Consider the following 14,569-nt stretch of genomic DNA (forward strand, 5'->3'; position numbering starts at 1 on the left):
GGGATATTACTCCGGCTGGCGCCCGGCCTTCCTTCCGCTTTTCTGCCCGGGCGCAAGCGAGACATGGAGCCGATGCGGATGAGCGATGCGGTGAGCAAGGAAAAATCCCTGGAAGAGGTCCACGGGTCGGTGCAGACCCGGCACCCCAAGCTGTGGAAACGGATATTCGCCTTTGCCGGACCGGCGTACCTGGTCAGCGTCGGATACATGGACCCCGGCAACTGGGCCACGGACCTCGAGGGCGGCTCGCGATTCGGCTACGCCCTGATCTGGGTGGTGCTCATGTCCAACCTGATGGCGGTCCTGCTCCAGACCCTGGCCGCCCGGCTCGGTATCGTCACCGGCAAGGACCTGGCCCAGGCCTGCCGGGCCGAATACTCCAAGGCCGTCTCCTTCGTCCTGTGGATACTCTGCGAAATCGCCATCGCGGCCTGCGACCTGGCCGAACTGCTCGGGACCATCCTCGGCCTGAACCTGCTCTTCGGCCTGCCCCTGCTCTGGGGCGCGGCCGTGACCCTGTTCGACACCTTCCTGCTGCTGGCCATCCAGCGGCTGGGCATCCGCAAGATGGAGGCCTTCATCCTCTCGCTGATCACGGTCATCGCCGGGGGATTCGTGGTCAACCTCTTTCTGGCCAGGCCGGACTGGGGCGCGGCCGCGGCCGGGCTTGCGCCCTCCATACCGGAAGGCTCGGTGTACATCATCCTGGGCATCATCGGGGCCACGGTCATGCCCCACAACCTGTACCTCCATTCCTCCCTGGTTCAGACGCGGCACGTCTCCCGCATCGTTGACGCCAAGGCCCAGGCCTGCCGGTTCAACCTGCTCGACTCGACCCTGGCCCTGAACGCGGCCTTTTTCGTCAATGCGGCCATCCTGGTCCTTGCGGCGGCCGTGTTCCACCGGCACGGCATGGTGGTCACCGAGATCCAGCAGGCGGACCGGATGCTCGAACAGCTGCTCGGCACCCACGTGGCCCCCATCGCCTTCGGCCTGGCCCTGCTGGCCGCCGGGCAGAGCTCGACCCTGACCGGGACCCTGGCCGGGCAGATCGTCATGGAGGGGTTCGTCAGGATTCGCCTGAGCCCCCATATCAGGAGGCTCATCACCCGGTGCATTGCGCTGCTCCCGGCCGTGGTGGTCATCGCCATCCTCGGCGACAGGGGGACCTACAAGCTGCTGATCCTCAGCCAGGTCGTCCTCAGCCTGCAACTGCCGTTCGCCATCGTCCCGCTGGTCCACTTCACGGGCGACAAGCTGAAGATGGGCTCGTTCGCCAACCGGTGGTGGGTCAAGATCCTGGCCTGGATCACCTCGGCGATCATCATCGGATTGAACGGCAAGCTGGTGTACGACCAGATCGCGGAGTGGAGCGGCGAAGGGACGTCCCTTCCGGTCACGGTCCTGATCGTCCTGGTGGCGGTGGCGACCGGGCTTTTTCTCGTCTACCTGCTGGTCATGCCGTTCCTGCGCGGCGAAAGGGGCTGGCCCGGGAAAGCGCCCGGCAGCGCGGCCGCCGTCATAGAGAAGGTCGAGACCAAGGCGGTGCGGCACATCGTCGCGGCCCTGGGGCATGATTCGGGCGACGCGCCGATCGTCAACCAGGCCCTGTCCCTGGCCAAGCGGGAGGGCTCCATGCTGACCCTGGTCCACGTGGTGGACACGGCCCTGGCCCACGTCTACGACAACGCCGAGGACGGCGGGCAGAACGTCTACGACGAGCACACCCGCGAGGACGAGCGGTACCTGGCGGAGATCGCGGACGAGATCGGCTCCTCCGGCGTGGCCGTGGAGATGGCCCTGCTCTTCGGCAACCCGTCGCGCGAACTGGTCCGGTTCGCGGAAACCCACAGCGTGGACATGCTGGTCATGGGTTCCCACGGCCACCGCCTGCTGGGCGACCTGCTCTGGGGCGAGACCGTGGAGCCGGTGCGCCACAAGGTCGACATACCCATCCTGGTCGTCTAGGCGCAAAAAAGCGGGCCCGCTTCGGTGGGCCCGCTTTTTTTCTCCCGCCGCATGTGCGGCGGAGGCCCGATGCGTCCTACTGCTTCGTGCCCTTTGCCTCGGCCTCTGCGGCCTCGGCCTCGGCCACGCCCTCCTCGGTGAGGAGGCTGGCGTAGGCGTCCTTGAAGATCAGCTTGGTGGCCAGTTCGTCGGCCTTTTCGCCGAGCTCCATAAGCCGTTCCAGGAAGTCGAGAATGAGCAGGCGGCGTTCCTCCTCGCCGTTTTCGAACTCGAACTTGCAGTCGCCGGAGTCGAAGTAGTTGGCCACGCGTTCCAGGTAGTCGATGTCGAGCATGGGTTGTGCCTCCGTCTGTGGGCCCTAGTCGTGATGGTAGGGCATGTTTTTATGAATGGTCCCGGCACGGTAGAGCTGCTCCAGGAGCAGGAGCCGGGCCAGCTCGTGGGGCAGGGTCATGTCGCTCAAGCGGATGGTATGGCGGGCGGCGGCCTTGACCTCGTCCGACAGGCCGAACGGCCCGCCGATGACGAAAACCGGGCGCTGGTTGGGCGCGTCGGTCCACTGCCTGAGCTTGTCGGCCAGCACGCGACTGGTCAGCCGTTCGCCGAATTCGTCCAGGAGGATGAGCACGTCACCGGGCTTGACCTTGGCCAGGATGCGCTCGCCTTCGACCTTGTTCTTGTCCGCCGGGGGAAGCTTGCCGGGCGCGTCCTTGATGACCGTCTCCTCCAGCTGGAAGAAGCGCGACAGCTTTTTCCAGTACAGGGCGCACCCGTCCTGGGAAAAGCGTTCCTTGAGCTTGCCCACCCAGAGAAAGCCGATCCTGCTCATCTACACGCTCTCCAGGCTGGCGGTCACGGCCCCGCCGTCGAAGTTGATGCGCACGAATCCGCCGCCCGCGAGCATGCCGGGGTTGATGACCGGGGTCTCGCCGATGCGGTCCGTGCCCGCGGCCTCGTGGATGTGGCCGGTCACGGCCAGGACGGGCTGGACCCGCTTGAGGAAGGCGCGCACGCCGGGGCTGCCCACGTGCTGGCCGTTGTCGAGACGGTCCACCACGGTGTCCAGGGGCGGCTCGTGGATGACGCAGATGAGCCGGTCGAACCCGTCCGCCAGGGCATGGGTCCGGTCCAGCCACTGGACCAGGGTGGATTCCGGGACCTCGCCGGGCGTGCCGAACGGGGTGGGGGTGGACAACCCCACGCCCATGAGCCCCAGGCCCGGGGCCAGTTCGCGCACGCGCAGGTGGATGTCCATGTCCTGTTCGCGGATGTAGGCGGTCACGCCGTCCGAGTCCATGTTGCCGGGCTGGGCCAGGATGCGCGGGTTGTACCGGGCCACGGCGTCGAGCACGCGCTTGCCCGCCTCGCGGCCGCCCCGGTTGGTCAGATCCCCGGTGACGATGACTCCGTCGGCCTCGGCCAGGCCGGGTACGGACCCGAGCAGGCCGGTTGATTCGTGTATGTCGCCGAAAGCTATCCAGTACATGGCGGCTCCTTGAAAAAGATTGCCTGACCCTAACGGCGGGGCGGGGCGGCGTCAACGGATGGCGTTTTTGCGCGTTACCGGTTGACCTTTTCCTTTGGGAAGTGTAGGGGCGGCACAATGAAAGTTCTGGTCGCCGCCGTGGCTATAGTTATCACTGTCATGTCCTCTCCGCTTTTTGCCGGAAACACGTTGCGGGTAAGCTCCCCCGACCTGTTGGCTGGGGCCAAGGGTGAAGAAATGCGATCCCTGGTCAGGGAGGCCTATAGAAGGCTCGGGGTGGATGTGACGTTCGTCGACCTGCCCACCTTGCGCGAACTGGAGTGGACCGACTTGGGAGAGGTCGACGCCTGCCTGGCCCGGACGGCCTCGGTGGCGAAGGGATATCCCAATCTCGTCCGCGTCGGTTTTCCACTGTTCCACCATTCCCTGGTGGCCTGCGGCCTGGCGCGGGGATCGGATATCCGGGGTCCGGCGGACTTGCGGAACCTCAGGGTCGGTGCCAGCCGGGGCTCCCTCGCCGCCCTCGGCTATCTGCTGCGGCTCGGTCTCCAGCCGGTGGTGTTCAACGATTTCGACGCGGCGTTCAGGGCCCTGGAGGAGGGACGGATCGATACGGCGATCGGGATGCGGCTGCTGTTGCAACAGGCCGCACAGGCGCAGGCAATCCCGGTGCGCTACTCCGGGCCTCTGGCCGACTGGAATTTCTACCACTGGGTGAATCGCGGGCACGCGGACCTGGCCCCCCGGCTGGCCGAGGTCCTGCGGGCCATGTACGAGGAGGGCGCCACCGCCCGGCTGCTCGGGGAGTATGCCTGGATGTTGGACGGCATGGATGCCGGGGAAGAGGCCTCTCCGCCGGTCAGGGCCGCCGCCGGTGGCCCGGGCGGTTGAATCGTTTCCTCTTCGAGAGACGGAACAAGCGCAACGAGACGGGCGAGGTCCGGTCTTCGGCCGCCACGCCGCCCCTTTCTCGAGGCGGTCCCGCAGAGCCCTACTTTTCGCAGCCCCCGGATGTGGTCTTCATGGCCAGTTCGGCCAGTTCGGCCAGCCGTTGGTCCACCTTGCGGTACAGGGTGCCGAGCGGGTATTGGCCGTTTTTGCCGCGCGTTCCGCACTTGAGCCCGGTCAGGATGAACAGGGCCTCCTCGATGGACTTGACCGGGAAGATGTGGAACTTGCCCTCGTCCACGGCCCGGACCACCTCGTCCTTGAGCATCAGGTTGACCACGTTGTCCGCGGGCAGGATCACGCCCTGGCGGCCGGTCAGCTTGCGTCTGCGGCAGACCTCGAAGAATCCCTCGATCTTGCGGTTGACCCCGCCCACGGCCATGACCGCGCCGCTCTGCGAGACCGCGCCCGTCATGGCGTAGGACAGGTTGATGGGCGTGTCGGACAGGGCCGAGAGCAGGGAGGCCAGCTCCGCGCCCGAGGCCGAGTCGCCCTCGATGCCCGCGTACGACTGCTCGAAGCACAGCGACCCGGTCAGCACGATGGGCTTGTTCTGGGCGAACAGTCGGACCAGGTAGGACTTGATGATCATCATGCCCTTGGTGTGGATGGGCCCGCCCAGCTGGGCCTCGCGCTCCAGGTCCAGGATGCCGCCGTGGCCCACGCCCACGGTGCACGAGATCTGGTGCGGCAGGCCGAACTCGTAGTCGCCGAACAGGGTCACGGAGAGCCCGTTGGCCCGGCCGATGCCGTATCCGTCGGTGTCCACCTTGATGACCTGGCGGTCGTAGTCGGCCATGAACTCCTCTTCATAGAGGTTCACGCGGTAGTCCTTGGCCCAGACCGCCTCGCTCATGGCCGTCTGGTCCACGGTCTCCTTGCCGGCCATGCGGGCCAAAGCCGAGGCCTCGATCATGCGCTCGCGGATGAGCGGGATGTACAGGGACAGCCTCTTCTGGTCCTCCACCAGCCGGGAGGCGAAGTCGATGAGCCCGGCCATGGCCTCGCGGGTCAGGGGCAGGACCCCGGCCTCGCGCGCGGTCTGGCCGATGATCGAGACGAAGTTTCGGATGTTCGCCGCCGTGCGCATGGCCGCGTGCTGCAGATGCGCCTTGAGCTTGAAATACTTGGCGAACCGGTCGTCGTTGTAGAGCAGGACCTCGTAGTGCTCGTCCGTGCCGATGAGGACCACCTTGAGGTCCAGGTCGATGGGCTCGGGCTGGATGGTCCGGGCGCGGACCTGTTCCGGGTCCACCGGGTCCTCGATGCGCGACTGGCCGGAGCGCAGCGCCCGCAGCAGCCCCTCCCAGGAGCTCGGGTTGGACAGCAGGTCCTCCACGTTGAGGATCAGGAACCCGCCGTTGGCCTGGTGCAGGGAGCCCGCCTTGATCAGGGTGAAGTCCGTGTACAGCGCGCCCATTTCGGCCTCGCGCTCGATGGAGCCGAGCAGGTTGAACGGCGTGGGGTGGTCCTCCACCACCACGGGCGCGCCCTTGGTCTTGCCGTTGTCCACGAACAGGTTGACCTCGAACCGGGTGAAGAAGTCCTCGCCCGACGGCATGCCCTCGGGCAGCAGCCCGGCCAGGGAGGTGTCGCGCGGCATGAACTGGTCCACGTTGTCGACCACCTCGTCCACCAGATCCTCGAAATAATCGGCCAGTCCTTCTATGTCCTTGAACTTGTCGGAGACTTCCTTGAAGCAGTCCTCCATGACCGTCTTGGCGGTCTCGCGCTGCAGGGCGCTCTCGGAGTCGCGCATCTCCATCTCGTTCTGGTTGATCTGGCGCAGGATGGAGCTGACCCCGGCCAGCAGCTCCTCGCCCTTGGCCTTGAGCTTCTTGCGCTGGGCGGGCTTGAGCTTGTCGAAATCCTTGTCCGAGACCACCTCGCCGTCCACGATGGGCGACAGGGTCAGCACGCCCTCGTCGTCCAGGGAGAGGGAAAAGTTCTCCTTCTCGGCCGTGTCGTCCATCTCGTTGAACAGCTCTTCGCGCCGGGCGTTGAACTTCTTGACGATGCGCTCGTGCTTCTTCTGGAAGGTGTCCTTCTCGAACCGGGCAGGAATCTCCTGGCGGATGTGGGCCATGGCCTTGTTCTGGGCCAGCTTGAACTTGCGTCCCCGTCCGGCGGGCAGGGACAGGGCGATGGGCTTGTCGCTGTCCTCGAAGTTGTACAGGTAGACCCAGTCCGCGGGCGGCGCGGCCTTGGCCGCCGCGGGCTTGAGGAACGAGCGCACGAAATAGGTGCGGCCCATGTTCGGCTCGCCCGCCACGTACAGGTTGTGCTCGTTGCCCCTGATCTCCAGGGCCAGGGACAGGGCGTGGATCGCCCGGGGCTGCAATTGGGAATAGACGTTCCGCGCCGGGACGTCGGCGCTGGTGGCGTAGGGAATGGTGGCCGGATCCATGGCCGCCCGCAGCTTGGAGCCGGGCAGGCTTTTGGGAAGGGTCGTTTTGGTCATTGGAACTCGTTCGGGTTGATTTTGCGCGGCGTTCGCACCGTACCCCGTTTCTAAGCCCTTTCCCCCCGCTTGTCACCACCCGCGTGGCGGGTGGCCCCTCCCCCCCTCTCTCCCTCCGAAACTTTTTGGGTGCCTTCGGGGGGGCAGGCGCGGGCTCGGCCGCGAGCTAGCGGATGTAGTTGGGCAGGTTGAGGAAGAGGTTGGTGGTGTAGGACGTCATCTTGTCCATGATCCATGGGAAGGCCAAGAGCAGGGCGATGAAGATGGCGATGATCTTGGGCACCATGGTCAGGGTCATCTCCTGGATCTGGGTGGCGGCCTGGATGATGGAGATGAAGATGCCCACTGCCATGCCGATGCCGAGCATGGGCAGGGAGATGACCAGGGTCATCTCGATGGCCTGTCTGGCGAATCCGACGACGAATTCCGGCGTCATGTCGGGCCCTCCTTGCCGGGGCGGTTGGGGTTTAGGGGCGTCCGCAGGGCGGACCACTCCCCGGGCAACACGGCGCGCACGGTCACTGGAAGGTGTTGACCAGCGAGCCCACCAGCAGGTTCCAGCCGTCGATGAGGATGAACAGGAGAATCTTGAACGGCAGCGAGATCATGACCGGCGGCAGCATCATCATGCCCATGGCCAGCAGAATGGAGGCCACGACCATGTCCAGGATGAGGAACGGGATGTAGATCAGAAAGCCTATGGTGAAGCCGGTCTTCAACTCCGAGATGGTGTAGGCGGCGACCAGCATGATGGTCGGCACCTCCTCCTTGTTGTCGGGGCGCGGCTCCTTGGTGATGGAATAGAAGATGGACAGGTCCTTCTCGCGGGTGTGCTTGAACATGAACTCGCGTAAGGGGACCTGGGCCCGGGTCAGGGCCTCGGTGAAATTGATGGTCTCGTTCATGTACGGCTGGAGCGCGGTATCGTTGATGGCCTTGCCCACCGGGTACATGATGACCATGGTCATGAAGATGGCCAGGGCGGACAGGATCTGGTTGGGCGGCATCTGCTGGGTGCCCATGGCCTGCCGGATGAAATGGAAGACGATGATGATCCGGGTGAAGGAGGTCATGGTCAGCATGATGGCCGGGGCCATGGACAGGACGGTCAGCAGGAAGAGGATCTCGAGCAGGGTCGAGACCTCCTGGGGGTCGGCCTGTCCGGCCGCCAGCTCCATGGTCAGCTTGGGGATGACCGGGGCCTGGGCCCAGACCAGGGCCGGGAGCAGGACGGCGGCCAGCACCGTCAGCAGGGCCACGAGGCGTCTGCCGCTAGTCACGGCCCGCGCTCCTCTTGAGCACCGAGGCGAACGTCCTGCGCTCGGCCCGTTCGGGTTCGGGCGCGGCCTCTTCCTCGGCCAGCAGGGTGACGTTGTGCTCGGTCACGCCGAGCAGGAGGTCCTTGTCGCGGTAGCGGACAACGGCCACGGACTGGCGGTTGCCGAGCATGAGGCGGTTGACCAGCTTGGGGGCGCCCGGGCCGGAAGAGGTCAGCGCGCCGGGCACGCCGAACCGCTTGAGCAGCCAGTAGGCCAGAAAAATGACGCCGAGCAGCAGGAACAGGTATCCGGCCGTGGTCAGGATGGTGGTTCCCGAACCCACTGCCGGAAGCTGCGCCGGGACGGCCGCGGCGCCGGCCTGAACCGGGCTAGCCAAGCTGCTTCACCCGCTCGATGGGGCTGATGATGTCCGTCAACCGGATGCCGAACTTCTCGTTGATGACCACGGCCTCGCCGCGCGCCACCAGTTTGCCGTTGACGTAGATCTCCAGCGGTTCGCCGGCCAGCTTGTTCAGCTCGACCACCGAGCCCTGGCCCAGCTGCAGCAGCTCGTTGATCAGCAGCTTGGTGCGGCCCAGTTCGGCCGAGACCTCCAGCGGGATGTCCAGGATGAAGTCCAGGTCGCGCTTGCCCGAGGAGCTGCCCGCCTTGGCGTCCGGGCCCATGTCGGTCAGTTCGTAGTCGTGGGTCTGGGTGGACAGGAAGGCCTGTTCCTTCTCGTGCTTGACCTCGTCCTGCTCGGTCTCGGCCAGGGCGGCGGCCCATTCGTCGGCCAGGGCCTCGTCGTCGTTGCCCACGTCGGCGCTGCCCGCTTCCGAAGGATCGGTCACGTTCTCCAGGTTCCCCAGCGGATCGTCGTCCGAGTCGCCGCTTTCCAGCAGGGCGTCGGCCCATTCCTGTGCGAGTTTATCCTGATCGTCAGCCATGTCGCTCACCTCGTTAAAATACGTTATTCGCGGTCGGGCCGTCAAAATCCGGGACGGTCCGCTACGGAACTAGCAAGAAGCGTGCTACTGGATGACCATTTCCGTGATGTAGACCCGAAGAATTCCGCCGTTGCCGATGATCTGGTTCAGGCGGTCCGCGATCTCCTGCTTGAGTTCCACCTTGGCCTGCATGGTGGACAGCCCCTCGTAGGTCTTGCTCGAAAGCAGCAGGAGCAGGGTGTCCTTGATCTTGGCCTCGTATTTGGTCAGGGCGGCCTGGGCGTCGGCGTCGCGCACCTCCACCTCCACCCCGAGCTTGAGGTAGCGGCGGCCCAGGGGATCGGCCAGGTTGACCAGGAACGTGGGCAGGGCCACGATCTGGCCCTCCAGCTGCTCGGCGGGCTTGCCGGGATCGCCGGCCGCGTCCTGCTGCGCCGCGGTGTCCTCTTCAGGCGCGGCAAAGAACATCTTGTATCCGAACCAGCCGCCCACACCCAGCGCCGCCAGCAGGACGACGATGATGATCCACTTGAGCAGACCGCCCTTTTTCTTCTTCCCTTCTTCCTGGGTCAGTTCTTCTTGAGCCATGGCAGTTCCCTTTCCAGCTGGTTGTTCTCAATCCCTTATCGTCAATCGCCCCATTTTTCCAGACTAACTTTAGACTCGTCAGTAGCCGCCGATGGGCCGGGCGGTCTTGAGCAGAATCTCCACGCGCCGGTTCTTGGGCGAGTCCACGGGCCTGCCCAGTTCGTTGATGACCGGGAAGGCGCCGCCGTAGGCGGACAGGGAGAAACGCGAATCGGGCACGCCCCTGTCCACCAGGAAGGAGAGTACGGCCAGGGCGCGGTCCCCGGACAGTTCCAACGGGGTCTGCGTGGCGTCGGAGGCGTCGGCGTACCCGGCCACGTTGATGGGCGCGTCGGTCTGGGTCATCATCGGCACCAGGCGGGCGATGAGGTACTTGCCCTTGTCGGACAGCTCGGAGCCGCCCGGGGCGAAGAGTATCCGGTCGGTGAAGACCAGGGCCACGCCGTCCTGCTTGGCCAGGACGTCGAGGTTGTCGTCCAGGTCGGCCTTGTTGATCTCGTCGGGCAGGGTGTCGTCCGGGAAGAGCAGGTCCTTGATGCGCTGCTGCTTTTCCAGGACCTCCCACGGTTTTTCCATGAGCTCGACGATGAGCCGCTCCTTGGCGTTGACCCGGCCCGAGCCGCGCTTGTCGAGCAGGCCGAGGTCCGCGGTGGTCAGGGTCACCTTGGTCAGGATGGAGTTGTCCATGGAGGCCATGGTCAGCAGCAGGACGAAAAACGTCAGCAGCAGGGTCATCAGGTCCGAGAAGGTGACCAGCCACAGGGCCATGGGCGGACAGGGCGCCTCTTTCTTCTTGGCCATGCCTACTGCAACTCCTTGGGCGTGGACACGTCGAATTCGAAGCCGTCCACGGTCATGGCGTCATTGCGTTCGGGCGCGGTGGGCAGGGCCTCGACGATGCGGTCGCCCAGCCGGCTGGATCGCTTGTCCAGGACGATGTCCACCCGCCGGTTGCGGGCGCGGTTCTCCGGCGTGTCGGGCGGATAGTGCGGCCGGTACTTGCCGAACGCCTCCACCCGGAGCATGTCCGGGCTCATGCCGTTGTCGAGCAGGTAGCGGTAGATGGTCAGGGTGCGGTTGAGCGAGAGCTTCCAGGAGAGGTCCGGGTTGGCCTGGTCGTCGCCGGGCTGGTAGTTGAGGCCGAGCTCGTCGCGCATGTCCGAGGTGTGCCCGGCCAGGAGCAGGGGATATTTGACCTGCGCGAGCAGCGGCAGGAAGCCGTCCAGGGTGGCCCTGCCCTCGGCGCTCAGGGTGTAGCCGTCCGGGCCGAAGAGCAGGCTCGCGTTGATGGACAGGATCTGGACGAAGCGGCTGGAGGAGAAGTTGATGTCCTTGTCCACGTTCTCCCATTTCAGGGATTGCAGCGGCTCCAGGTCGCCGGTGTCGATGGGGCCGGGCTCCACGGTCTTCTTGGTGTCCTTCCGGGTGAAGACGTCGTAGCCCTCCCGGTTGAAGCCGAAGGTGCCGATGATGGAGCCGAGCGCGACCAGCTTGCGCCGCTGGTCGATGGTGGCCATGGACACGAGCAGGATGAAGAAGGTCAGCATCAAAGTCATGCAGTCCGCGAACGTGACCATCCACAGGGGCATCTCCTCGCATACCTGCTTCAGTTTCTTCTTGGCCATGACGCGCCCCTTCGGGTCTGCGGGTTATTCGGAGACGATCCGGTCCTTGGGCGGGAGGTAGCTGTTCAGCTTTTCCTCGATGATGCGCGGGTTCTCGCCCTTGGAGATGGACAGGATGCCCTCCATGATCATCTCGCGCAAAAGGATTTCCTCCTTGCTGCGCGCCTTGAGCTTGCCCGCCATGGGCATGAGTATGAGGTTGGCGATGAGCGCGCCGTACAGGGTGGTCAGCAGGGCCACGGCCATGGCCGGGCCGATGGACGACGGGTCGCTCATGGTCTGGAGCATCTGCACCAGGCCGATGACCGTGCCGATCATGCCCATGGCCGGGGCCAGGGTGCCCAGGGCGGAGACCACGTCCGCGCCGGTGGCGTGGCGCTCGGCCAGGTAGGAGATTTCCGTTTCCAGGATTTCCTGGATGGTCTGCGGCTCAAGGCCGTCCACGGTCAGCTGCAGCCCCTTGCGCATGTAGTCGTCGTCGATTTCCTTGATAAGCGGCTCCAGGGACAGGATGCCCTCGCGGCGGGCGCGGTTGGCGTAGTCCTTGAAGCGGTCGATGATCTCGGCCGGGGAATCCAGGCTGGAGAAAAAGGTGTTCTTGATGACCCCGATGACGCCGATGATGTAGTTCATGGGGTAGTTGACCAGCCCGGCCCCGATGGTGCCGCCCACCACGATGAGCAGGGAGGGCACGGACACGAAGATGATCAGGCTGGAGCCGGTCATGATGGCCGACAGGACCAGTCCGAACGAAAGGACGATGCCGATTAAGGTACCCAGATCCATGCTGTCTCCGCTTTGGTTCTCAGTCGCGCGGCGGCCGCGCCCCGAAGATCCGTGTGCCGATGCGCACCAGTGTCGCGCCTTCCCGCACGGCCGGGACGAAGTCCCCGGTCATGCCCATGGACAGGTGCGGCAGGGCCGTGCCCAGGCGCGTTTCCAGTCCGTCGCGCAGCTCCCGCAGCCGGGCGAACACCGGCCGGGCGCGCTCGGGATCGTCGAAGAACGGCGGCAACGTCATCAATCCGACGAGCCGCAGCCCCCCCATGCCCAGGACCGCCTCGGCCAGTTCCGGCAGCTTTCCCACCGTGATTCCGGACTTCTGCGTTTCTCCCGCAATGTTCACCTGAATCAGGATGTCCTGGACCGTGTCCAGGCTCGCCGCCTTTTTATGCAATGCCTGCGCCAGCTTGGAGGAATCCACGCTGTGCACCAGGGCGAACTTCCCGGCCACGTACTTGGCCTTGTTGGACTGCAGGCCGCCGATGAAATGCCAGTTGACGTTCAGCCCGGCCAGCTCTTCCTGCTTGGCCAGGGCCTCCTGCACGTAGTTCTCGCCGAACTCGGTCTGGCCGGTTTCGGCCAGGTCCCGGATGTCCGAGGCCGGGTGCAGTTTGGAGACCGCCACCAGGGTTATATCCTCGGGCGCGCGGCCCGCCTGCTTCGCGGCCTCGGCCAGCGCCTGCCGGACTCCGGCCGCCCGTTCGGCCAATTCCTGTTGTCTCTGACTCATTCTTGTTCCGTACGCCGGGCCGGGCCACCGGCCCGTTCAATCCGGCCCTGATGTCCCAATGGCTCTTATCGGCCCGATTTTCAATTAGTTTAATGAATTAATGATGATTTTTCGCATCCGTCCGTCGCGTACCCGCTTATACCATGAATTTACGCACCCTAACCACCCGAAATTTTACCGGAACTGTAACCGTTCGGAATTCGCCAATATTGCCGCAAAGTTAAGTCTAGATTTTCTCTAGTCCCCGTCATTCCTCGGCAACGACCATTCACCCCATGAAACACCGCCCCTCTCTTCCGGCCGCCACAGCGCGTCTAACGAGGCCGAGGCCACAAAGACCACAACGCCCAAAAACGCACAGCCCGCGAAGCGGCACAAAAAGTTTAGGAGGGAAAGGGGGATGGGGGCCGGAGGCGAACACGCCGGGCGCGGCGAGCCGCGCCCGGCGTGGAGTGCGACCGCCCCTCTAGGCGGGGGTGACGATGGTGTGGATGGTGCGGACGAGTTCGTCTTCGCCCTTGGCCGCGTAGGTTTCGTACAACCCCATGATGGTGGCCTGGGAATAGACGTAGTTGCGGAACTGCTTGAACGGCTTGGCCTTGAGGTCGTTCCGGGAAAGCTTGTAGTCGCGCACGGCCACCTTCTCCACGACCGGCAGGACCCAGTGGTTGGCGGGCACGGTCAGGACCCAGTCGTGGTCGCCGAGGTGGGTGACGAATCCCTCCTGGCGGCGGGGCAGGGGCAGGGTCTTTCCGTCCGCGGCAAGGAGGCCGTACCGCACGGGATCGACGCCCGCGATGATCGAGGCGGCGGTCAGCCAGCCCACGACCTGGGCCTCGTCCTTGTCGGTGCGCGGGTGGTTGTGGGCGCAGGCCTGGGCCACGACGACCTCGGCGGGCACCTTGCGGGCGATGGACTCGGCCACGCCCAGGGGATGGTGCTCGCCGGTCCCGGCCAGGGAAAGCTCGGTGCGGGACTCGCCGTCCGCGCCCCACTGGAAGACCCATGGCTTGTGCAGGTCGTGCAGCAGCTGGGCGGCGATGACCACGTCGCGGTCGAGCATGTAGTCGTAGACCTCGCGGTAGCCGTCGTACAGGGCCAGGGACACGCGGGTGTTCAGGCCGGTGTGGGTGCACAGGCCGCCGGGATAGGCGTGGTGGCTGCCGTAGCCGGAGCCCGGCGCGGACCAGAAGGGCTGGGGCGCGGTGGCGGCGCCGGACACGGGCGGCAGAAAATCGGCTTCGGATACGTCCTGGATCAGCCCCTTGGCGGACAGCTCCTTGTAAATGGCCTTCTTTTCGCTCGTACCGATGGATTTGGTCACCGTGGGCGCGGGGTTGTCGAGCACGGCCAGGACCTTGGCGCGCAGGCCGGGATTGCGAATCTGTCCGGCGGCCTGGAGGATGGACTGCCAGGAGGCGGACACCGGGCCCGAGGCGTCGGCCATGTCCTGGGGCGCCATGGCCACGCATTCGTCAAAGGTGACCGTGGCCGGAGCGGCGTGGGCGCGCAGGGGCAGGGCGGTGACCGCGGCGGCCGCGCCGGCCAGAGCCCCGATTTTCAGGAAGTCACGACGGTTGAGATGTTCGGAAGGCATGTTTTTCTCCTTGAAAGCAGAGGGGTTGTATGGTGTTTTGAACATACCTCCCGGTTTCGTCGGCAGCCTGACGAACGGGTGACGGAATGTGTCCTGCGGATGAAAAATAGGTCACAACCGGGCAAGGGCTCGGCGCGTCGAAGGGGACCTGCCGCGAGCCGGAAAACGGGAAAAAAA

At 65.3% G+C, this 14,569-nt stretch carries 16 protein-coding genes; 2 read left to right on the forward strand and 14 right to left on the reverse strand.

The window, feature by feature from the left end:
• Positions 1-78 precede the first annotated feature (78 nt).
• Entirely contained in the window at positions 79-1,968 is a 1,890-nt protein-coding gene (locus BerOc1_RS11490; RefSeq protein ID WP_071545835.1) for an Nramp family divalent metal transporter, read from the forward strand.
• Positions 1,969-2,044: 76 nt separating this feature from the next.
• Here the strand turns inward: BerOc1_RS11490 and BerOc1_RS11495 are convergent, their stop codons facing one another.
• From BerOc1_RS11495 to BerOc1_RS11505, 3 genes are read right to left on the reverse strand one after another with little or no spacing between them, the layout of a single operon-like run.
• Positions 2,045-2,302, reverse strand: coding sequence for a hypothetical protein (locus tag BerOc1_RS11495; RefSeq protein WP_071545836.1), 258 nt, complete (start codon positions 2,300-2,302; stop codon positions 2,045-2,047).
• Positions 2,303-2,326: 24 nt separating this feature from the next.
• Positions 2,327-2,797, reverse strand: coding sequence for a 23S rRNA (pseudouridine(1915)-N(3))-methyltransferase RlmH (locus BerOc1_RS11500; protein ID WP_071545837.1), 471 nt, complete (start codon positions 2,795-2,797; stop codon positions 2,327-2,329).
• A complete protein-coding gene (locus tag BerOc1_RS11505) occupies positions 2,798-3,454 on the reverse strand; it encodes a metallophosphoesterase family protein (RefSeq protein WP_071545838.1) in 657 nt (218 codons plus the stop codon).
• Between the two features lie 117 nt (positions 3,455-3,571).
• On the opposite strand from BerOc1_RS11505, the gene BerOc1_RS11510 reads away from it, so the two are divergent.
• Entirely contained in the window at positions 3,572-4,345 is a 774-nt protein-coding gene (locus BerOc1_RS11510; RefSeq protein WP_071545839.1) for a substrate-binding periplasmic protein, read from the forward strand.
• A gap of 100 nt (positions 4,346-4,445) precedes the next feature.
• Here BerOc1_RS11510 and BerOc1_RS11515 read toward each other — a convergent pair whose 3' ends face one another.
• The 11 genes from BerOc1_RS11515 to BerOc1_RS11565 form a co-directional block, all read right to left on the reverse strand.
• Positions 4,446-6,863 (reverse strand): Lon protease family protein, encoded by a 2,418-nt coding sequence (locus BerOc1_RS11515; protein WP_071545840.1) that lies wholly within the window; start codon positions 6,861-6,863, stop codon positions 4,446-4,448.
• Positions 6,864-7,029: 166 nt separating this feature from the next.
• A complete protein-coding gene (gene fliQ, locus BerOc1_RS11520; RefSeq protein ID WP_071545841.1) occupies positions 7,030-7,299 on the reverse strand; it encodes a flagellar biosynthesis protein FliQ in 270 nt (89 codons plus the stop codon).
• Between the two features lie 82 nt (positions 7,300-7,381).
• On the reverse strand, positions 7,382-8,041 hold the full coding sequence (fliP, locus tag BerOc1_RS11525) for a flagellar type III secretion system pore protein FliP (protein WP_242653048.1): 660 nt from the start codon (positions 8,039-8,041) through the stop codon (positions 7,382-7,384).
• A gap of 94 nt (positions 8,042-8,135) precedes the next feature.
• Positions 8,136-8,519 (reverse strand): flagellar biosynthetic protein FliO, encoded by a 384-nt coding sequence (fliO, locus tag BerOc1_RS11530; protein WP_071545843.1) that lies wholly within the window; start codon positions 8,517-8,519, stop codon positions 8,136-8,138.
• Positions 8,512-9,069 carry a flagellar motor switch protein FliN gene (gene fliN / locus BerOc1_RS11535; protein WP_071545844.1) on the reverse strand — a complete coding sequence of 186 codons (558 nt, stop codon included), beginning with the start codon at positions 9,067-9,069 and terminating at the stop codon, positions 8,512-8,514. Before fliN ends, fliO begins: the two co-directional genes overlap by 8 nt.
• Before the next feature lie 84 nt (positions 9,070-9,153).
• Positions 9,154-9,657 (reverse strand): flagellar basal body-associated FliL family protein, encoded by a 504-nt coding sequence (locus tag BerOc1_RS11540; protein ID WP_071545845.1) that lies wholly within the window; start codon positions 9,655-9,657, stop codon positions 9,154-9,156.
• Positions 9,658-9,735: 78 nt separating this feature from the next.
• The gene (locus BerOc1_RS11545) at positions 9,736-10,458 is read right to left on the reverse strand and encodes an OmpA/MotB family protein (RefSeq protein ID WP_071545846.1); all 723 of its coding nucleotides are present in this window, start codon (positions 10,456-10,458) and stop codon (positions 9,736-9,738) included.
• Between the two features lie 2 nt (positions 10,459-10,460).
• The gene (locus BerOc1_RS11550; RefSeq protein WP_071545847.1) at positions 10,461-11,282 is read right to left on the reverse strand and encodes an OmpA/MotB family protein; all 822 of its coding nucleotides are present in this window, start codon (positions 11,280-11,282) and stop codon (positions 10,461-10,463) included.
• Positions 11,283-11,306: 24 nt separating this feature from the next.
• On the reverse strand, positions 11,307-12,068 hold the full coding sequence (locus tag BerOc1_RS11555; RefSeq protein ID WP_071545848.1) for a motility protein A: 762 nt from the start codon (positions 12,066-12,068) through the stop codon (positions 11,307-11,309).
• Positions 12,069-12,087: 19 nt separating this feature from the next.
• Positions 12,088-12,795 carry a YggS family pyridoxal phosphate-dependent enzyme gene (locus BerOc1_RS11560; protein WP_071545849.1) on the reverse strand — a complete coding sequence of 236 codons (708 nt, stop codon included), beginning with the start codon at positions 12,793-12,795 and terminating at the stop codon, positions 12,088-12,090.
• A gap of 466 nt (positions 12,796-13,261) precedes the next feature.
• Positions 13,262-14,392, reverse strand: a complete 1,131-nt coding sequence (locus BerOc1_RS11565) for a twin-arginine translocation signal domain-containing protein (protein WP_071545850.1) — start codon at positions 14,390-14,392, stop codon at positions 13,262-13,264.
• Positions 14,393-14,569 lie beyond the last annotated feature (177 nt).

Origin of the sequence: Pseudodesulfovibrio hydrargyri (assembly GCF_001874525.1) — a bacterium.
Lineage (GTDB): Bacteria > Desulfobacterota > Desulfovibrionia > Desulfovibrionales > Desulfovibrionaceae > Pseudodesulfovibrio > Pseudodesulfovibrio hydrargyri.